Annotated in this window: 15 protein-coding genes; 12 read left to right on the top strand and 3 right to left on the bottom strand. The window is 71.6% G+C overall.

Annotation, left to right across the window (positions count from 1 at the left end):
• Positions 1 to 67: 67 nt before the first annotated feature.
• The 4 genes from TPA0908_RS17565 (at position 68) to TPA0908_RS17550 (ending at position 5,827) form a co-directional block, all read left to right on the top strand.
• Positions 68 to 949 (top strand): ABC transporter ATP-binding protein, encoded by an 882-nt coding sequence (locus TPA0908_RS17565; RefSeq protein ID WP_281939292.1) that lies wholly within the window; start codon positions 68 to 70, stop codon positions 947 to 949.
• A 25-nt stretch (positions 950 to 974) separates the two neighbouring features.
• Positions 975 to 1,694, top strand: a complete 720-nt coding sequence (locus TPA0908_RS17560; protein ID WP_281939290.1) for an ABC transporter permease — start codon at positions 975 to 977, stop codon at positions 1,692 to 1,694.
• A complete protein-coding gene (locus TPA0908_RS17555) occupies positions 1,691 to 2,371 on the top strand; it encodes a GOLPH3/VPS74 family protein (protein WP_281939288.1) in 681 nt (226 codons plus the stop codon). The genes TPA0908_RS17560 and TPA0908_RS17555 overlap by 4 nt, the downstream gene beginning before the upstream one ends.
• A gap of 759 nt (positions 2,372 to 3,130) precedes the next feature.
• Positions 3,131 to 5,827, top strand: coding sequence for a sugar-binding protein (locus TPA0908_RS17550; protein WP_281939286.1), 2,697 nt, complete (start codon positions 3,131 to 3,133; stop codon positions 5,825 to 5,827).
• 116 nt (positions 5,828 to 5,943) lie between these two features.
• Here TPA0908_RS17550 and TPA0908_RS17545 read toward each other — a convergent pair whose 3' ends face one another.
• Complete coding sequence (locus TPA0908_RS17545) at positions 5,944 to 6,600, bottom strand: response regulator (RefSeq protein ID WP_281939284.1); 657 nt, start codon at positions 6,598 to 6,600, stop codon at positions 5,944 to 5,946.
• A complete protein-coding gene (locus TPA0908_RS17540) occupies positions 6,597 to 7,730 on the bottom strand; it encodes a sensor histidine kinase (protein ID WP_281939282.1) in 1,134 nt (377 codons plus the stop codon). Before TPA0908_RS17540 ends, TPA0908_RS17545 begins: the two co-directional genes overlap by 4 nt.
• A gap of 186 nt (positions 7,731 to 7,916) precedes the next feature.
• On the opposite strand from TPA0908_RS17540, the gene TPA0908_RS17535 reads away from it, so the two are divergent.
• A complete protein-coding gene (locus tag TPA0908_RS17535; protein WP_281939279.1) occupies positions 7,917 to 8,393 on the top strand; it encodes a DUF6326 family protein in 477 nt (158 codons plus the stop codon).
• A 239-nt stretch (positions 8,394 to 8,632) separates the two neighbouring features.
• Here TPA0908_RS17535 and TPA0908_RS17530 read toward each other — a convergent pair whose 3' ends face one another.
• A complete protein-coding gene (locus tag TPA0908_RS17530; RefSeq protein WP_281939277.1) occupies positions 8,633 to 8,995 on the bottom strand; it encodes a hypothetical protein in 363 nt (120 codons plus the stop codon).
• A 345-nt stretch (positions 8,996 to 9,340) separates the two neighbouring features.
• On the opposite strand from TPA0908_RS17530, the gene TPA0908_RS17525 reads away from it, so the two are divergent.
• From TPA0908_RS17525 to TPA0908_RS17495, 7 genes are all read left to right on the top strand, one after another.
• Positions 9,341 to 9,853 carry a hypothetical protein gene (locus TPA0908_RS17525; RefSeq protein WP_281939275.1) on the top strand — a complete coding sequence of 171 codons (513 nt, stop codon included), beginning with the start codon at positions 9,341 to 9,343 and terminating at the stop codon, positions 9,851 to 9,853.
• A gap of 207 nt (positions 9,854 to 10,060) precedes the next feature.
• Entirely contained in the window at positions 10,061 to 10,603 is a 543-nt protein-coding gene (locus TPA0908_RS17520) for a CDP-alcohol phosphatidyltransferase family protein (RefSeq protein ID WP_281939343.1), read from the top strand.
• Positions 10,604 to 10,907: 304 nt separating this feature from the next.
• Positions 10,908 to 11,246: a hypothetical protein gene (locus TPA0908_RS17515; protein WP_281939273.1), complete on the top strand. Its 339-nt coding sequence runs from the start codon at positions 10,908 to 10,910 to the stop codon at positions 11,244 to 11,246.
• An 834-nt stretch (positions 11,247 to 12,080) separates the two neighbouring features.
• Positions 12,081 to 12,770, top strand: coding sequence for an AfsR/SARP family transcriptional regulator (locus tag TPA0908_RS17510; RefSeq protein WP_281939272.1), 690 nt, complete (start codon positions 12,081 to 12,083; stop codon positions 12,768 to 12,770).
• Positions 12,771 to 12,842: 72 nt separating this feature from the next.
• Positions 12,843 to 13,784 (top strand): TauD/TfdA family dioxygenase, encoded by a 942-nt coding sequence (locus TPA0908_RS17505; protein WP_281939271.1) that lies wholly within the window; start codon positions 12,843 to 12,845, stop codon positions 13,782 to 13,784.
• 13 nt (positions 13,785 to 13,797) lie between these two features.
• On the top strand, positions 13,798 to 14,313 hold the full coding sequence (locus tag TPA0908_RS17500) for a flavin reductase family protein (RefSeq protein ID WP_281939270.1): 516 nt from the start codon (positions 13,798 to 13,800) through the stop codon (positions 14,311 to 14,313).
• Positions 14,306 to 18,736 carry an amino acid adenylation domain-containing protein gene (locus tag TPA0908_RS17495; protein ID WP_281939269.1) on the top strand — a complete coding sequence of 1,477 codons (4,431 nt, stop codon included), beginning with the start codon at positions 14,306 to 14,308 and terminating at the stop codon, positions 18,734 to 18,736. The genes TPA0908_RS17500 and TPA0908_RS17495 overlap by 8 nt, the downstream gene beginning before the upstream one ends.
• Positions 18,737 to 18,747: the final 11 nt, after the last annotated feature.

Genomic DNA, 18,747 nt, shown 5'->3' with positions numbered 1-18,747 from the left:
CCACGTCACACGCGGTCATGACACCGCGCCACTGCCACGCCGGGCACACCCGCGCTGTCATGGGTGCATGTCCACCACACCCGTCATCGCAGTCGACCGGCTGAACCTCACCTACGGTGACTTCCACGCCGTCAAGGACCTCTCCTTCGAGGTACGCCCCGGGGAGCTCTACGCGCTGCTGGGCACCAACGGGGCCGGCAAGACCTCGACGCTCGAGGTCGTCGAGGGGCATCGGAGGCAGACCTCCGGCACCGTACTCGTCTTCGGGCACCGCCCCGACGACCGGCGGACGGTACGTCCCCGCACGGGGGTGATGCTCCAGGAGAGTGGTTTCTCCCCCGACCTCACGGTCCGCGAGTCCGTCGGTCTGATCGGACGGCTCAGCGGGCGCCGCGACGACGTCGACCGGGTGCTCGACCTGGTCGACCTCACCGACCGGGCTGGCCGGAAGGTGGCTCAGCTGTCCGGCGGCGAGAAGCGGCGGTTGGACTTCGCCACCGCGGTCTACGGCACCCCGGAGCTGATCGTCCTGGACGAGCCGACCACCGGCCTGGACATCCAGTCCCGCGACGCCGTCTGGGCGACTGTCGACCGGCTGCGCGAGAACGGCACCACCATCGTGCTGACCACGCACTACCTGGAGGAGGCGCAGCAGCGCGCCGACCGGATCGGGCTGATGCACCAGGGCGTCCTCCACCGCGAGGGCACCGTCTCCGAGCTGACCCGCAGCCTGCCGGCCGTGATCCGCTTCTCCCTCGCGGAACCGGCGCCGATGCTGCCGGTGCAGGCCACCGTCGACGCCGACGGGACCGTCGTGATCGAGACCTTCGCCCTGCAGAAGGACCTGCACGCCCTGCTCGGGTGGGCCCAGGACCACACGGTGGAGCTGCGCGACCTGCACGCCGGGTCGACCCGGCTCGACGACGTCTTCCGCGCCGTCACCCGCTGAACCTCTTCTCGAACCGGAGCGTCCCATGTTGTCCATCGCGTCCAGCGAGCTGATCCAGATCTTCCGGAACCGGCTGGTGCTGATCACCAGCCTCATCATCCCGGTCGTTGTCTGCGCCGTCTTCGTCCGCCAGCACGAGATCTTCGCCGAGATCGGCAGCCTCGGCTACATCGCGGCGATCGTGCTGTTCACCGTGGCCGCGTTCGGGCTCTACGCCACCGCCGTCACCACGTTGGCCTCCCGACGCCAGAACCTCTTCCTGAAGCGACTGCGCTCCACCGCTGTCGCCGACTCCACCATCCTGGCCGGCCTGCTGCTGCCGCCCACCACGATCGCGGTGGTGCAGGTGGCCGCGATCCTGACCGCGCTGGCCGTCGTCGCCGGCGGGCCAGCCGACCCCGCCCTGCTGGTGCTGGCGGTCCTGGCGACCCTGGCCATGATGATCGGCTTGGCCCTGGCCACCGCCGGACTCACCAACTCTCCCGAGCACGCCCAGGTCACCACCCTGCCGGTCACCCTCGGCATGATCGCCGTGGCCACCTGGGTCGGCATCAGCGGCACCGGGAACCTCGCCTGGCTCAAGCGGCTGCTGCCCGGCGGCGCCGCCACCGAACTGACCAGGAACGCCTGGAACGGCGGCGTGGCCGTGACCGACTCCCTGCTCCTGCTCGCGCCGACCCTGGGCTGGGTCGTCGTCGCCGTCGCCCTGGCCACCCGACTCTTCCGCTGGGAGCCCCGCCGATGACCACCGAGCGCCGGTCCGACCCACCGACCCTGGTGGAGGATCTTCTGCTGCTGCTGTTCCAGCCCCGCTCCGGGACCATCGCGGGTGAGAACACGCTCTTCTCCGTGCTCGGCGGCGCCGTCCTGGCGGACCTCGCCCTCGGCGACCACCTCGCCACGGAGGCCCGGGGCCGGATCAGGAGCGTGGCGGGTCACCCACCGTCGGACGACCTCCTGCGTCCGGCGTGGGACTACCTCTCCGCGAAGCCGAGGGGCGCGCAGACCGCACTCGCGGCGATCGGCCCCCCACTGCGCGAGCCGGTTTTGGACAGGCTGATCGCGCGAGGCGACCTCGACCGGAGGCCGCACAAGGTGCTCGGCCTGTTCCGCACGACAGCCCTCCGGGAGGGTGGGACCGGACGCCGGGCGCGTCTGCTCGCCGACGTCCGACAAGCCCTCTCGGCGGACACGCCGCCACCGGCCCGCATCGCCGCGCTCGCGGCACTGCTCTCGGCGAGCGGAACTCTCCCGCAGTTCCACCGCGAGATCCCGTGGACGTCGTCGGTGATCACGCGGGCCAAGGAACTGGAACGAGGCGACTGGGGAGCCGACGCCGCGGCGCAGGCCGTGACCCGTACCGTGACGGCAACGGTCGTCAACACCGCCATCGCGGCCATCACCGTGCTTCCGCGCGGCTGATGGTAGCCCCGCCCGCCCGCACGCAGCGGCTACCGCGAGTACCGCGAGGCCGACATCGGTACGGTGTGCCGCATCCGCAGCCTGGTCACCGCGGGCCCGAGCACCACGACCATCGCCACCGTCCTGCCGTGCGTGCGGGAGGACGGTGACCGACTGGCGCCGACCTGCTCGGTCATGCTGGCCGACCTCACCCAGGAACGCCGACGGATCCTCCGGGCCATCAACGACCTGTCGGCCTCGCGGGACGCGCTCGACACCGGCGGGGATCACGCGCCACGGCTCGACCCCTTCCGACCGCACTCGACCCCTCCGGATCGGTGGTGGCATCACCCTGCCCGTCATGTTTATTTCATACGGCGAACGAAGTAAGCAGTCAAGTGGCTGAACGGCTGATGCGGCATGCATCCGAAGCACTTTGGCAGCGAAAACGTCACCGCCGCCGCGCGGGGAGCGCCCCCGGCCCTGGCATCGCGCACCGCGCCCGTACCCCTCGACTGAGTGGCAACTTGTTTTCTTCTGGAAATTAAGAAAGTCCTTGCAAAGCATTGACGCGCCGCCGCGCCGGTCCCTAGCGTCACCGGCGAAGGCCTTCCAGTGTGTACGGACCGCCGTGCTGCTGGCATTCCGTCCCATGCCTGCACTCCGGCCTGCCGCCGTTGGCAGGCCCACTTACCGTCCACCGGCGACCCCGCCGTCGGCGCAGCCGCGCCCGACGTCGTCGGCCGCTGCGCGGACCTCGCCTCACGCGAAAGGATCTGCATGCGCATCAAGGCGTTCCTGCTACCCACGGCGCTCGCCCTGGCCCTGTCCGGGGCACCGGTCGTCGCCCACGCCGCACCCCCCACCGCCCGCCCGACCGACGCGGTCGACCTGGACGTGCTCTTCGTCAGCGCGCACCCCGACGACGAGGCCGGCAGCCTCGCCACCCTCGGCCAGTGGAAGGAGAAGTACGGCGCCAAGGCCGGCGTCGTCACCATCACCCGCGGCGAGGGCGGGGGCAACGCCGTCGGCCTGGAGGAGGGACCACCGCTGGGCATCATCCGGGAGCGCGAGGAGCGCACCGCGATCGGCAAGGCCGGGGTGGAGAATCTCTACAACCTCGACCGCGTCGACTTCTGGTACACGGCCTCGGCACCCCTGTCGGAACAGATCTGGGGCCACGACGAGACCCTGGGCCAGATCGTCCGGGTGATCCGGCAGACCCGGCCCGAGATCCTGATGACGATGAACCCGTCCCCCACCCCCGGCAACCACGGCAACCACCAGCAGGCCGCCCGGTTCGCCGCCGAGGCGTTCCACGCCGCCGCCGACCCCAGGGCCTTCCCCGAGCAGCTCACCCGGGAAGGACTCACGCCGTTCCGGGCGGCCAAGCTGCTGCGTACCGGCGGCACCGGCACCTCGACGGCCGGGCCGCGGTGCGCCTCCAGCTTCGTGCCGACCGTCCCGACCGACCAGGTGTTCGGCGTCTGGGAGGGCGCTCGCGCCGCCGACGGCCGGACCTGGGCCGAGATCGAGGTCGACGCCCGCCGGGAGTACGTCACCCAGGGCTGGGCGAGCACCGCCGCCGCCCCCACCGACCCCGCCGCGATCCGCTGCGACTTCTACACCCTGGTCGACAGCCGCGTCCCGTACGACCCGTCGGACACCTCACCCGAGGCGATCCTGCGCGGGTCGGTGCTGCCTCCGGCCGCCGGCGGGCTGCCCCGCGGCACCGAGTTCCAGCTGACCGCCGACCGGTTCGACCTCGCACCCGGGCAGCGCGTCACGGTCACCGCCCACGTGCGGGCGCCCCGCAACCGGGCGCTGACCGCGCCCCGGGTCGCGCTGCGGCTGCCCGAGGGCTGGAGCGCCACCGGCTCCGGCGCGCTGCGCGGTGCCGTACCGGCCGGCAAGGAGCGTACGGCCACCTTCACCGTGACCGTCCCGGCCGGCGCCGGCACCAACGCCCAGCACCTGCTCGGCGCGTCGCTCACCACCGGCCAGGGCGCCGGCCGAACCGACCGCGCCGTCCGGGTGGTCGCCGACGTGCGCGGCACCCTGGAACCGCTGCCCGAGGTCGGGCTGTTCCGGAGCTGGGCCGGCGACAGCGGCTACCCGCAACTGGACACCCTGATCAAGCCGGTGCTGACCATCGGCTCGGGCAAGAGCCGGACCGTGCGGATCGACCTGCGCAACCACGGCACGACAGCGCAGAGCGGCACCGTCGCCCTCGGCCTGCCGGCCGGCTTCACGGCGGACGCGGCGACGAAGAGCTACACCGGCCTGGCGCCGGGCGCCACCGGCGCGGTCACCTTCACCGTCACCAACAGCGACGCCGGCCTGCCGACCGCCAACGAGGGCGGCGACGGCGGCGACTACGGATTCACCATCACCACCACCAGCGGCACCGGCAGCACGGTGGAGACCGGCGCCCTGGAGATCGTGCCGACCAGCGTGGTCCCGCGAGCCGGGCAGAACCACACCGTCGACGGGGTGGCCGGCCCCGGCGAGTACCCGGGCGAGGAGCTGGACCTGTCCCGCGTCTGGGAGGGACAGGCCACCACCGGACAGGACGCCTCGGCCACCGGGCGGATCGCCTGGACCGAGGACGCCCTCCTCGTCTTCGTGCAGGTCACCGATGACGTCCTCGGCAAGAAGGTGGTGCCCCAGGACTGCAAGCGACAGCGGCGTACCGACAGCGTCGAGATCATCGTCGATCCCAAGGGGAACTCGACGGACACCTCCACCGTGTTCAAGGCGGGCATCTTCCCGGTCACCGACGACCCCGCCAACGGCGACCCGCCGTGCTGGCAGCGGGACGCCGACAACCGGCAGGGACCGGGTGCCACGACCGCCCCCGGCATGACCGTGGTCAGCAAGGTCACCGCCCCGTACACCGGTTACACCATCGAGGCCCGCATCCCGCTCGCGGTGCTGCCCGACGCGATCGACCCGACGCACATGGGCTTCAACGTGCTTGTCTACGACTCGGACACCCAGGACCTCAGCTCCCAGTCCCGACTCGGCTGGTCCACGTTCACCGGCGTCCGCGCCGACCCGTACCGGTACGGGCTGGTCACCCTGCCCGGCCTCACCCCGGTGGACCGGCAGCCCACCGCCCCCGTCTTCCCGGACACCGCCGCACGCAGCGTGCACAGCGCGCAGACCATCGCGCAGTCGGCGGTGGACGGCGTCGCGCCGGCCGCCGTGGCCCGGCTGCCCGAACGGGCGCTGCGACTGACCGGCCAACGACAGGTGGCCGGTGGCGTGCGGGTGACCGTCCGGGCCGACCGCGCCGGCGCGGCCTACCTGCACACCTACGACGGTGACCGGTCGCTCGGTGAGCGCACGGTGCAGCTCCGTCCGGGACGCCCGGTCACCGTCCTGGTGCCGGTGACCGGTGGCACGCCCACCTCCGTCCTGGCCGCCTTCGAAAACGGCGGTGCGGCACTCGCCCGCCAGGTCCCGTTGACCTGATCCGCATGCCGGAACCCCCGCCGACCGGCGGGGGTTCCGGTCTCGTCCGAGGTGAGTTCCTCGCCTTGTCCGGCCCCCGGCGCTCCCGCTTTCGGGTTCGCGCAGGCGGGCACCGATCAGATGCCGACGCGGCGTGTCTCGTAGGCCCACATGACGATCTCGACGCGGTTGCGGGCGTTGAGCTTGCGCATCAGGGCGGCGATGTGGGTCTTGACGGTGCTGAGGCTGATGGCCAGCTCGTCGCCGATCTCGCTGTTGGTCCGCCCGCGAGCGGCGGCCAGCAGGACCTGTTCCTCGCGAGCGGTCAGCGGCTCGACCGGCTCGGGGGGCACCGGGCGCGGACGGCTGTTCGCGAAGGAGGACAGGAGCCTCGCGGTGATGTTCGGGGCGATCAGGGCGTCGCCGCGGGCGGCGGCATGGACGGCCTGGGCGAGCATCTCGGCGCCGGCGTCCTTGAGGAGGAAGCCTCGGGCGCCTGCCTTCAGCGCGCCGTAGACGTACTCGTCGAGGTCGAAGGTGGTGATGACGACGACGGGCAGCGGATCGGCGACGTCGGCGCCGGCGAGCTGGCGGGTGGCCTCGATCCCGTCGACCTCGGGCATGCGGATGTCCAGCAGGCACACATCGGGACGCAGCGAACGGGCCAGGGCGATCGCCCGGCGACCGTCGGCGGCCTCACCGACGACGGTGATCCCCGGCTGGGCGTCCAGGATCATGCAGAGCCCGGCCCGGACGATGTCCTGGTCGTCAGCGACCAGCACGCGGATGGTCATGACGTCCGCGCCTTGCGAGGCAGCGAGGCGTCGACGCTCCAGCCGCCGTCCGGGTCAGGTCCCGCCCGGAGGGTGCCGCCGAGCAGGCTCGCCCGCTCGGCCATGCCACGCAGCCCGTAGCCGGCGTGCGGGGAGCTGGTCGTGGTCGCCTCGCCGTCGTCACGCACCCGCAGGTGCACCTGGCCGCGGGATGCGGTGACGTCGACGGTGACTCCGGTGGCGCCGGAGGCGTGGCGGGTCGCGTTGGTGACCGCCTCGGCGGCGATCAGGTAGAGCGCGGTGCCGACCGCTGGCTCAACGGTCTCGACGTCGCCGGAGACCCGCACGCGGACGCCCAGCACCTCGCCGCCGGGACGAGCGAGTCGTTCGACGTCCGCCACCCCTCGTCGGGGGGCGAGGTCGGCGTCCGTTCCGTCGCGCAGCACCCCCACGAGGGCGCGCATCTCCCTGAGCGTCCGGGACGCCTCCTCCTCGATCGTGACCAGGGTGGCCAACGCGCGCTTCGGGTCTGCGGCGGACAACGCGCGACCCGCCTGTGCCTGGACGGCGATGGCCAGGACCCGGTGGCCGACCGTGTCGTGCAGCTCGCGGGCGAGTTCGTTGCGCTGACGAAGCCGCACCTGCTCGATGTCGCGGTCGTGGCTTCTGGCGCGGTAGCGCACCGCCGCGCCGAGCGCGGCCGAGAACAGGAAGAACCCGTAACCGGCGATCTTCTCCGCGGGTGAGGTCGGGTCCGCGACGAGGGTGACGGGTAGCCAGACGAGGATGATGCCGAGTCCGAGGGCTGCCTCTCGCCCTGCCCCCCAGCGCAGCAGGGCGTAGGGCAGCACCAGCAGCCCCGCGATGCCCAGCAGACCGGTGGCATCGATGACCGCGATCCTCGCGATGTCGAACGCGAGAACGGTTCCGAAGGCAACGGCGACCGCGGCCAGCGGCCGCGTGCGTCGCCAGAGCAGGCACCCCGCGACCACGACGCTGACACCGACCAGCAGCGGTGCCCACGCCTTGTCGTCGCGCAGCAGCATCTCGACGAGCGAGACCGCGACGAGAGCCGAGGACAGCGCCCAGTCCCGCCAGACCCGCACCGGCGGGCGCGCGGGGCGCGGCTCAGCCCAGATCCCAGCAACCATGCTTCCCCCTCCCGGACAAGGTAGGAGGGTCGCCGCTCGGGCGAATCAGCCGAAAGTACGGCGGCTTTCCCGTGCCCGGGACCGGGACGGCGCGAGCCCGCGAGCGGATGTGGCACCCGTCGGCGCTGCTCATAGTGAAGACGTCGGGTGAGCCGACCCGGCTGACACCAGCACCCAGGAGAACCGATGATCAGAACCGACAAACCAGCCGGTGCGCTCCAGGAGCCGCACCTCCCGGTCCAGGCGAAGCTCGCCGCGGCCTGGACCAGCTTCATGTTCCTCTACATCTACGTCGACTACCTCGCCCTGTACAAGCCCGGCTTCATCGACGAGATCCGGGCCGGCGTCGTTCACGAGTTCGACACCGGCCCCACCTTCGTCGCCCTCGCGCTCACGCTCATGGCCGTCCCGATCCTCATGATCCTGCTCTCCACGACACTCCCCGCCCGGGTCAACCGCGCCGCCAACCTCGTCGTGGCAACGCTCTACGTCCCCGTCTCGGTGTACAACGCGGACGGCGAGTCCTGGACGTACCTCTCCTTCTACGGCCTCTCCATCGGGCTCGAGCTGCTGCTCCTGGCCTTCATCCTGCGCGCCGCGTGGACCTGGCCGCGGGGAACTCGGGTCGCCGCCGGCCGCGACCTCGCCGAGGCCCGGCTGTGACGGTGAAGGCGGGCCCGGTGCCCGGGGTCGGCGACAGCGGTTCATGGCCGTCGTCGAGGAACTCGGAGAACTCGTGGCCGCCCGGCGCAACGGCGACCCGGGACACGAGCCGGGGGTCCACCGCAGTCTGAGGACGCACGCGTCGTACGACCCGGAGACACCTACGGTGCGGGGCAAGTGTCGACCTTGCCGCGCACCGTTCGGGGTTCGGTTGGTGTCCTGATCCGACAGTCGAGGTGTTACCAGGGGGGACAGCCGATAGACACCTCTGGGCTCACCGCGAGCACCGATCCGGCACCGTTTCGAATGGTCGCCCTGGCGGTGGCGAAGGCGATGATGTCCTCGGTCCAGAACGAGTGCCCGGCGATGGTGCCGTCGGAGGCCACGGTCTGGGTACGACTCTCGGACTCCAGGTCGGACATCTGCCAGACCTCGACCGTGATGGTCACCGTCGTCCCGGGCGTCAAACCGTACCCGTCCCCGTATCCCCAGATCTCAAGGTCGTTACAACCTCCCCCCGCCACCGCGACAGGCGCCGCAGCCGCCACTGCGACCGTTCCGGGCGCAATCGCCAGGAGGGCCGCCCCGGCCAGCGCAGTCACGGCACGTCCTACCCGCGTCCTCAATGCGTTCATCATTTTCTCTCTCTCGACACACAGTCGTTCGCGCGAGAGAAGGGTATGGGCGACATCTATAGGCGGCCTATGTCGACGGACCCGACCCGCTCGATGACCCGACTGACCACGTCAGCTCCCCGCGCGTCACGCGCCCGTGCAGGACAATGGTCCTCACGACCGTCCCGGTGCTCGCGACGCTCCGTGCGCGATCTGCTCTCCGGGAGTCCATTCGTGGCGGCGCCGGTCCGTCACTGCAGCCAGGGTGGTGCCGACCTCCATGGAGTCCCGATCGCTACGCCGCGACATCCCTGAGTCAGCGTGATACCCGAAGTGCTGGGCACCGTGGGAGTCGGCTTCATCTCGGCCTTTCTTCCCGTCGTGCCCGCGGAGCCGTACCTCGTCGGGCTGGTCGCCACGACGACGACCAACCCCGCACTGCTGGCCGCCGCGGCAGCCCTTGGTCAGAGCGTGGGCAAGCTGACGATCTTCCTGACCGCGCGCGGGACACTGCGGTCACCGATGCTGCGTCACTGGCTCGCCAGGAAGCGGGCCCTCGTGGCCCGGCGCGGCGACTCCGCGAGCCAGCACCCCGGTCGGTTGCGCCGCATGGCGACCAGGCTGGTCACGGTGGTTTCGGCTGATCGCCACCGGATCACCGGCCCGCTGCTGCTGTTCGTGAGCGCCTTCACCGGCGCACCACCGCTCATCGTGATGACCTTCACCGCCGCCGCCGGCAAGATGCGCACGGCGGTCTTCGCGTCCGCATGCCTCCTCGGCCGCACGGCCCGCATGATGGTCGTGGCACTGCTCCCCGCTCTCGCCGGCCTGTCGCTCCATCTCTGACAGTTCGACATCCGTCCGCTGATCGGACCGACGCCGCCCCGGCAATCCGCCAAGAAAAGCTTGCACGTGTCCCGTCGACTTAGGCGTTGGCCGATATGCTCGATGACCCGAGAGGAGATCTTTATGATCACCACGGACGGACAGCCGACCCGGTCGCCGGTGGCGCTCGATGCCCGCCACGGATGGGCTCGCGACGTCCCGACCTCGATCATCAATGTCCCCAACGCGATCACCGTTGTCCGAACCGTGGTTTCCGTCCTCCTGGCCGTCACCGCGATCTCTTCCGGGAGTGGGCCACTGCTCGCCTGGGCCGTCGGCACCTATTGGTTCGGCGACATCCTGGACGGTTGGGCGGCCAGGACGCTGGGACAGGAGACACGGTTCGGCGCCGTTCTCGACATCGCCTGCGACCGGTTGTGCTGCGCGCTCTGCCTCGCGGGCCTGGTGCTCCGCTTTCCGGAGATGACCGCGCCCCTCGCGCTCTTCGCCGCGCAGTTCCTCGTCCTCGATCTCGTTCTCAGCCTGTCGTTCCTCCGGTGGCCGGTGCTGAGCCCCAACTACTTCCACCTGGTGCACCCCGGGGTCTACCGGTGGAACTGGTCGCCGGTGGCCAAGGCGGCGAACACCGGTGGCCTGGTGGTGCTTGCCGTGGTCGCGCCGTCGCCGGTCTGGCCGGCGCTTCTCGCCGTCGCTGTCGTCCTGGTGAAGGCGACTTCGCTCGTGGTCGTCCGACGGCTGCCGCACCCCTAGACGCCCCGGTCAGAACCCACCGCCCCGGACGAGGAGCGCCTGGACGAGGCGGGGGCGGAGCGACAGGAGCAGAGGTGATCGAATGACCAGGCTGGAGACGGCATCCCTCCCCGCTCACGCTGGCCGCGATCATCGCCTACCGGGTCGGGGCCGTCGCCGACGGCCACACCGCCCGCCGGCTGCGCCAGGAGACCCGGCGCGGCGCCGTCTTCGACATCGTCGCCAATCGAGTGTCGAGTGTCGCTGTCATACTCGCGCCGGCAGAGGTGCGGCCATCAACGGCAGCCCCCTCCTGCTATTCCTCGTGCGGTTCGACGTGCTGGACTGCGTCCTCGGTCTCCGATTCTTGCACTGGCCGATCCCGGGTATCAACTACTTTTACCTCGTCCATCGCGGCGGCTACCGGTGGAACTGGTCGCCGATGGCCACGGCCGTCAATACCGCGAGCCTGGTTCTGCTCGTCGTCTTCGTGCCGTCGCCGGCCTACGCCATCGTTTTCGCCATCGCCGTGATCATGGTGAAAGTCAGATCATTGCGCACGCTCCACCGCCTTGCCGCCACGTCTTCCGAGGTGGGCGTGGCGGCTCGACAATCTGTCCGAATTATCCGTCGTGACGGACAAGTAAATTTCGACGTCTACTGATTGACGACTACGCAGCGAGGGCAACGGTCACCACAAATGCGACATAACCCGCCTCCGGAAACGCTGCCGTAACCCTGCGATGACGGAGCGTCCCGGAACGATCGAGCCGCATCGCCGCCGGAATCCGCCCGGCTCGGCCCACCCCTGGGGCCGGTGCTGATCGGATGACCGTGACCTGCGCCGGAACCGTTCGGCCAGCAGGTCGCGGTCTTTGTATCGGGGCCACCAATAGCCCGTTGATCAGCGGCGGGTGCGGCCCCGGCCAACTAACACAGATCGCGGGAGCCTGCCAAGTGCACGCGATCGGCGCCGGACGCAATCCTCCGCTCGGATTGCCTCTCCGGCGCGGCGATGTGTACCTTCCGTGTAAGCGGTGATTGACTGGTAGATCGCAGGCAGACAAGACACCTGTTTGTGGTTGCGGTCGACGGCGGATCGTTCTGCGGAGCGCCTTAAAGATCTGCTCCGGAGATGCCCTGTCCGTCCGGCTCGTGACCTACCACGGCAGTCAACGGGGGACGTCGTGCATTTGTATTCTCGTCCGGACAGTCGGCTCCTCACGCCCACGTTGGGAACTCCCCGCGGGCGCACCTCGTCCGGCCCCTCTCCTCGCGCGATAGCCGCGCCGCCGTCCCGGTCCAGGCCGGGGCGGAGCGCGCCGGACGGTCGCGCCGCCCTCGCCGGTTCGCCGGCGGCGACGAGCGCCGTCCGCTCAGGAACTGCCTCCCACCAAGCGCCCGCGTCGCGGGGTCGAACGAAAGGCAGACGATGCAGTTCCGCATCCTAGGACCGGTCGGCCTCTGGACCGACGAGGACGAGGTACCGCTCCATGGCATGAAGCAGCGCACCCTGATGGCCGCGCTCATGCTGTCCCGCGGCCGGGCACTTTCCGACCACCAGATCGGCGAGCTGCTGTGGGGCGCAGACCCGCCCGAGACGTTCCAGGCCCAGATCTACACCTACGCGTCCCGGCTGCGACGCCTGCTGCGCGACTCCATCCAGATCGTGCGGCGGGGGGCCAGCTACACGCTGCACATGCCGGGCACGCGCTTCGACTACGAGGAGTTCACCGACCTGTCGGCCAAGGGAACCGCCGCGCTGCGGGAGGACCGGCCACAGGAGGCCGGCGAGATGCTGCGCCAGGCGCTGGACCTGTGGCGCGGGCCGGCGATGACCGACGTCACGGAGCAGCTCTCCGACCGGGAGCGCCCGGCCATGGAGGAGGCCCGGCTCACCGTCCTGGAGAACCGGATCGACGCCGACCTGGCCAACCATCGCCACGAAGAGGTCACCGCCGAACTGCTCGGCCTGGTGCGGCAGTATCCGCTGCGGGAACGACTGAGGGCCCAGTTGATGCTGGCGCACTACCAGTCCGACCGGCGGGCCGACGCGTTCGCCGTGTTCCACGAGGGGCGCCAGTGCCTCGACGACGAACTGGGTGTCCAGCCGGGAGCGGCCATGCAGTACACGTACCAGGCGATCCTGACCGGCAAGCGGAGCGCGGACAGCCCGGCGGACCGATAGGCCGGATACCGACGAAATATAGGCCTGCGGCAGAGGGTCGGCATTGACCGACTCGCCTGGAAGGACCCGCAGATGGCCGTCGACAGCACCTGGACTCCGTTGGAGATCTCCCCGCACGACGTCGGCTGCGAGGCCGCGCCCCGCGCCCTGATCGACTACGTGCGGGGAGAACCCGATCTCACCGGTCTGCTGGCTCGCGAGAAGGCCGTGGTGTTCCGCGGTTTCCAGGCCACGCCGGACGAGCTGCCCGGCGTGATCGACGAGCTGCTGCCGGACCGGCTCGCCTACGTCCACGGCAACTCGCCGCGCACGAAGGTGGGCCAGAACGTCTACACCTCGACCGAGTACCCGCCGGAATTCACCATCTCGATGCACAACGAGCTGTCGTACGGGCACGCCTGGCCCTCCCGGCTCCTCTTCTTCTGCGAGACGGCTCCCGAGACCGGCGGCGCCACCCCGGTGGTCGACGGCGAGCGCTGGCTCGAGTCGCTCGACGACGACGTACGCGACGCCTTCGCCGGCGGGGTCCGGTACACGCAGAACCTGCACAACGGCCGCGGTCTCGGCAAGAGCTGGCAGGAGACCTTCGAGACCGACGACCGCGACGCCATCGAGGGCTTCCTCGGCGACTCCGAGGCGGAGTGGGAGTGGCGCAAGGACGGCTCCCTGCGGGTGATCCAGCGCCGGCCGGCCACCACGGAGCACCCGATCACGGGCACGCGCGTCTGGTTCAACCAGGCCGACCAGTGGCACGCGGCCGGCCTCGGCTCGGAGACCGCCGCGGCGCTGGCGAGGGTCATCCCGGCCGACGAGCTGCCGCAGTCGGTCACCTTCGCCGACGGTTCGCCGATCCCGGACACGTACGTCGAGCAGATCCGCGACCGTGGCCTGGCGCTGGCCGTCGACGTCGACTGGCACGCCGGCGACGTCCTGCTCATCGACAACGTGCTGGTCGGGCACGGTCGCCGCCCGTTCACCGGCAAGCGGCGGGTCCTCGTCGCGATGTCCAGCTGAGCTGGGGGTCGTCATGACCGCGAACCTGCACGACCAACGCATCGGATCGTCCCTGCGGCGTAGCGCCAGGCGGTTCGCGACCGGCGTCACGGTCGCCGCCGTCCGCCACGGCGCGGACTCGCATGCCCTGACCGCCAACTCCTTCCTGACCCTGTCGCTCGAACCGCCGCTGGTCGGCCTCTCGGTAACCGCGTACGGCCGGATGCGGGCCCTGATCGAGCCCGGTGACCTGCTCGGGATCAGCGTCCTTCGCGAGAGCCAGCACGAGTACGCGCAGCACTTCGCGGCCCGTGAGCGGGGCGTCCTTCCGTCGCACCTGCCGCCGTTGACGACGGCCGAGCCGGCCCCGCTGGTGCCCGGCTGCGTGGCCTGGTTCCAGTGCCGGATCGCTCAGATCCACCCGGTCGGCGACCACGACCTGCTCGTCGCCGATGTGCTCGAGTGCGACGTCGCCAACCGTGACGACCCGCCCCTGATCTTCCTGGACGGCGGGTACCGGACGGCCGGAACCGAGGTGCGCCATGACTGACCAGATGTCCCACCGGATCCCGCTCTCCGCGGCGCAGCAGGGCGTCTGGTTCGCCCACCGGCTGGATCCGACGGGCCAGCAGATGAACTGTGCCGAATACCTGGACATCGTCGGGCCTGTCGACGCCGGGCTGATGCGTCACGCCTGGCGGCAGGTTGCCGGCGAGGCCGACGCGGTGCGTACGGCCGCGATCGTCGAGGACGACGGCGACCTGCTGCAGATCATCGCGAGCGAGCCGCTGTCCGAACTGGAATGCCACGACCTGAGCGGGGCCGCGGACCCGGCCGCCGAGGCGCGTCGCTGGGCTACCGCCGACATCACCCGGGCGGTCCAGCCGGCGGCGGGCGGGCTCGTCTCGGCCGCGCTGCTCACGCTCGCCGACGACCGTCACTGGTTCTACTACCGCCTGCATCACGCCGTCATCGACGGCTACGGCGTGCTCCTGCTCGGGCGGCGGCTGGCCGAGGTGTACACCGCCCTCGCCGCGGGTCCCGAGCGGCAGGCCGAGGCGTCCGGCCCGCCGCTGGGGTCGATCGAGCTGCTGGTCGGGCAGGACCGCGCGTACCGCGACTCGGCGGCGTTCGCCCGCGACCGCGACTACTGGGCGGGCCGCCTCGGTGATCAGCCCGAGGTGATGCGGATGCCCGGGCGACCGGCCGCTCCCGATCGGCCGCTGCGGCTGAGCAGCCCGGACCGGCTGGGCGACGGGGACGTCGCGGCGCTCTCCGAGGTGGCCCGCCGCAACGGCACGACCTGGCAGGTGGTCCTGCTGACCGCGATCGCCGGGTACGTGCACCGCGTCACCGACCGCCGGGACGTGATCCTGGGCCTGCCGGTGGCCGGGCGGCGAACCGCGGCGGCGCGCCTGGTTCCGGGGATGGCCACCAACTCCGTGGCGCTGCGCATCGACGTCGACCCCGCGAAGAGCCTGACCGAGCTGATCCCGGCGATGGCGGCCGAGGTCGGCGGCGCGCTCCGACACGAGCGCTACCGCGCCGAGGATCTCCGCCGGGCGCTGGGTCTCACCGGCAGCGCCAACCCCTTCCTCGGTCCGATGGTCAACTTCATGCCCTACGAGCAGGAGCTCCGCTTCGGCGCGGCGTCCGCGACGTTCCACAATCTGGCGTCGGGCCCGATCGTCGACTATTCGATCTCCATCTCCGGTACGCCCGGCGGCCCGATGCCGCTGATGTTCGAGGCGAACCCCGAGCACCACGACGAGCAGGGGCTGCTCGCGCACAAGGACCGGGCGCTCGCCTTCATCCGGGCCGTCCTGACCACTCCGGACACGGCGGTCGGCCGGCTCGAGGTGCTGACGCCGGACGAGCGCGCGGCCGTGCTGGCCGCCTCCCAGGCGCCGGAACGCTCCGACCCGAGCGGCCGGGTCACCGTCGAGAAGCTGGTGCAGCGGCAGGCGTCCGCCACGCCCGACGCGGTCGCGTTGGTGCACGGCGACGAAGAGGTGACCTATTCCGACCTGGCGGCGCGAGCCGCGGCCGTGGCCCGCTGCCTCGCGGCCCGGGCGGTCGGACCGGAGGACTTCGTCGCGCTGGCGATTCCCCGCTCCCCCGGGCTGATCGTCGCCATGCTGGGCGTGCTGCGGAGCGGCGCGGCCTACGCCCCGATCGACGTCGCCTATCCCGAGGGCCGGATCCGGTTCATGCTCGAGGACCTTCGTCCGCGGTATGTGCTGGTCACCGAGGAGACGGCCGGCTCGGTGCCGGACGGCGCGGAGCCGATCCTGCTCAGCGAGGCCGAGGCGTTCGCCGGAGACGCCGCGCCGGCGGGCGCGGCGGCCGACCACCCGGCGTACGTCATCTACACCTCAGGATCGACGGGCACGCCCAAGGGGGTGGTCGTGTCGCGTCGGGCCATGCTGAACTTCGTCCTCGACCACGCCGACCGGTTCGGCTTCGACGCCGGCAGCCGCTCGTTGCAGTTCGCGTCGCCCAGCTTCGACGTCGCCACCGGGGACATCTGGCCGGTGCTCGTGCGCGGCGGACGGCTGGTGCTGCCGCAGCCCGACGAGGCCGCCGGCGCCGAGTCGCTCGTCGGGCTGCTGCGGCGACGGCGGATCACCCATGCCGCGATCCCGCCGGTGATGCTGGCCCAGCTACGCGGTGACGACCTGCCCGAACTCGTCTCACTGATCACCGGTGGAGAGACACCCGGTGACGATCTGGTACGCCGCTGGGCCGCCGGCCGCCGCATGGCCAACGTGTACGGCGTGACCGAGGCCGCCGTGGCCAGCACCGTCAGCCCGCCGCTCGACACGGTGGAGACGCCCGCGCCGATCGGTCACCCGATTCGGGGCACCCAGGCACTGGTCCTCGACTCGCAGCTCACCCTCACCGCGCCGGGCGTCGCGGGCGAGCTCTTCCTGGGCGGGGCCGGGCTGGCTCGCGGCTACCTCGGCCGGCCGATGCTGACCGCCGAACGCTTCGTGCCCAACCCGTACGGGCCGGCGGGATCGCGGCTGTACCGCACCGGGGACGTGGTGCGCCGGCGCGCCGACGACATGCTGGAGTTCTCCGGGCGTACCGACGACCAGGTGAAGATTCGCGGTTTCCGCGTGGAACTGGGCGAGGTCGAGGCGGCGCTGGCGGCTCATCCCGCCGTGGCCGCGGCGGTGGTCGTGCTCCGCGAGGACCAGCCGGGGCAGCGGATGCTTGTCGGCTACGCCCGGCCGGCCGACGGCGCGCAGGTGACCGGCGCGCAGCTGCGCCGCTTCGCCGGTGACCGGCTGCCGGAGCACATGGTCCCGGCCGCGGTGGTCCTGTTGGACGAGCTGCCGGTGACTCCCCACGGCAAGGTGGACCGCAAGGCGCTCGCGGCACCGGTGTTCCGGGCCGGCGGCGGCGACCGGCCGGACCCCACATCCGTCGAGGGTGTGCTGTGCGAACTGTTCGCCGAGGCGCTCGGGCAGCGCGAGGTCGGCGTCGACGACTCCTTCTTCGAGCTCGGCGGCGACAGCATCCGCGTCTTCCCGCTGGTGGCCAACGCGGCGGAACGCGGCCTGGAGTTCAGCGCCCGCGACGTCTTCCAGCACGCCACCGTGGCACGCCTCGCCCAGGCCGTGCGGCGGATCGCCCCGGAACCTGAGGCTCCGGCCGGCCAGGCGGAGCCTGACCTGCCCTGGCTGGACGCCACCCGGCGGGCGACGCTGGCCGAGGAGTATCCGGGGATGACGGCGGTCCTGCCGGTCTCGCCACTACAGGAGGGCCTGCTCTTCCAGCATCTGGTGGCCCGGGGCGGCCGGGACGCCTACACCTCCCAGGTCCGCTTCCACCTGACCGGGCGGGTCGACCCCGACCGGCTGCGATCGGCCGCGGACGCGCTGCTGGAACGCCACGAGAACCTGCGGGCGGTGTTCCGTTACGACGACGGCTTCGCCGGGCCGGTCCAGGTCATCACCGGCGTACGCGAGGCGGGCTGGGCCCACACCGACCTGTCCGAGGCAGCCGACCCGGAGGCCGAGGCGGACCGGCTGGCCGCGGCGGACCGGGAACGCGGCTTCGACCTGACCCGCCCGCCGCTGCTGCGGCTGCACCTGATCCGGCTCGGCGACCGGCACCTGCTCACGCTCACCGCCCACCACGTGCTGTGGGACGGCTGGTCGACCGCGATCCTGGTGCGGGAGCTGTTCACCGCGTACGCCGGGGGAACGCTCGGCCCGGTCACGCCGTACCGGGACTATCTGCGCCACCTCGCGGGCACCGACGGGGAGGCCTCGCGCCGGGCGTGGCGCGCGGCGCTGGACGGCCTGACCGCGGCGACCCTCATCGCGCCGGGCGCGCAGCCGGCCGCCGGCCCGCAGACCCAGCTGCGCCGGGACCTGGACGAGTCGCTGAGCGCCACGCTCACCGACCGCGCCCACGGCCTGGGCGTCACGCTGAACACCATCGTCGAGGCCGCCTGGGCGACCGTACTGTCCCAGCTCACCGGGCGCGACGACGTGGTGTTCGGCGCCTCCGTCTCGGGCCGGCCGCCGCGGCTGCCGGGCGTCGAGAACATCGTCGGGCTGCTCACCAACACCGTGCCGGTACGCGTGCGCCTGCGCGCCGGCGAGCCGGCCGGCGCCCTGCTCCAACGCGTCCAGAACGAGCAGGCCGACCTGATCGCCCACCACCACCTGGGGCTGGGCGAGATCCAGCGGCAGAGCCCGCTCAGCGGCGAGCTGTTCGACACCGCGATCACCTTTGTCAACTACTCGTTCGACCCCGCCGTGTGGGACGCCGCGCTCGACGAGCCGCGGCTGACGGGCGTCGAGGTGGTGGACGACACCCACTACCCGGTACGGCTCGTCGTCGTGCCGGGCGAGCGGATCCACCTGCGGCTCGGCCACCGGCCCGGACTGTTCCGTCCGCGCACGGCCGAGCAGCTGCTGGACCGCCTGGTGCGCGCGCTGCGCGACGCGGCCTGAGCACCGCGGAC

Source organism: Micromonospora sp. AKA38 (assembly GCF_027925725.1).
GTDB lineage: Bacteria > Actinomycetota > Actinomycetes > Mycobacteriales > Micromonosporaceae > Micromonospora.
The sequence above is the reverse complement of the archived record's forward strand: the minus strand, read 5'-3'. Positions and strand labels throughout refer to the sequence as shown.

Excerpts from the sequence above, each read along its gene's own strand:
- TPA0908_RS17495 (WP_281939269.1), top strand. The coding sequence starts at position 14,306 with ATGACTGACCAGATGTCCCACCGGATCCCGCTCTCCGCGGCGCAGCAG.
- TPA0908_RS17540 (WP_281939282.1), bottom strand. The coding sequence starts at position 7,730 with ATGGTTGCTGGGATCTGGGCTGAGCCGCGCCCCGCGCGCCCGCCGGTG.
- TPA0908_RS17560 (WP_281939290.1), top strand. The coding sequence starts at position 975 with ATGTTGTCCATCGCGTCCAGCGAGCTGATCCAGATCTTCCGGAACCGG.
- TPA0908_RS17535 (WP_281939279.1), top strand. The coding sequence starts at position 7,917 with ATGATCAGAACCGACAAACCAGCCGGTGCGCTCCAGGAGCCGCACCTC.
- TPA0908_RS17565 (WP_281939292.1), top strand. The coding sequence starts at position 68 with ATGTCCACCACACCCGTCATCGCAGTCGACCGGCTGAACCTCACCTAC.
- TPA0908_RS17545 (WP_281939284.1), bottom strand. The coding sequence starts at position 6,600 with ATGACCATCCGCGTGCTGGTCGCTGACGACCAGGACATCGTCCGGGCC.
- TPA0908_RS17550 (WP_281939286.1), top strand. The coding sequence starts at position 3,131 with ATGCGCATCAAGGCGTTCCTGCTACCCACGGCGCTCGCCCTGGCCCTG.
- TPA0908_RS17510 (WP_281939272.1), top strand. The coding sequence starts at position 12,081 with ATGAAGCAGCGCACCCTGATGGCCGCGCTCATGCTGTCCCGCGGCCGG.
- TPA0908_RS17505 (WP_281939271.1), top strand. The coding sequence starts at position 12,843 with ATGGCCGTCGACAGCACCTGGACTCCGTTGGAGATCTCCCCGCACGAC.
- TPA0908_RS17500 (WP_281939270.1), top strand. The coding sequence starts at position 13,798 with ATGACCGCGAACCTGCACGACCAACGCATCGGATCGTCCCTGCGGCGT.
- TPA0908_RS17555 (WP_281939288.1), top strand. The coding sequence starts at position 1,691 with ATGACCACCGAGCGCCGGTCCGACCCACCGACCCTGGTGGAGGATCTT.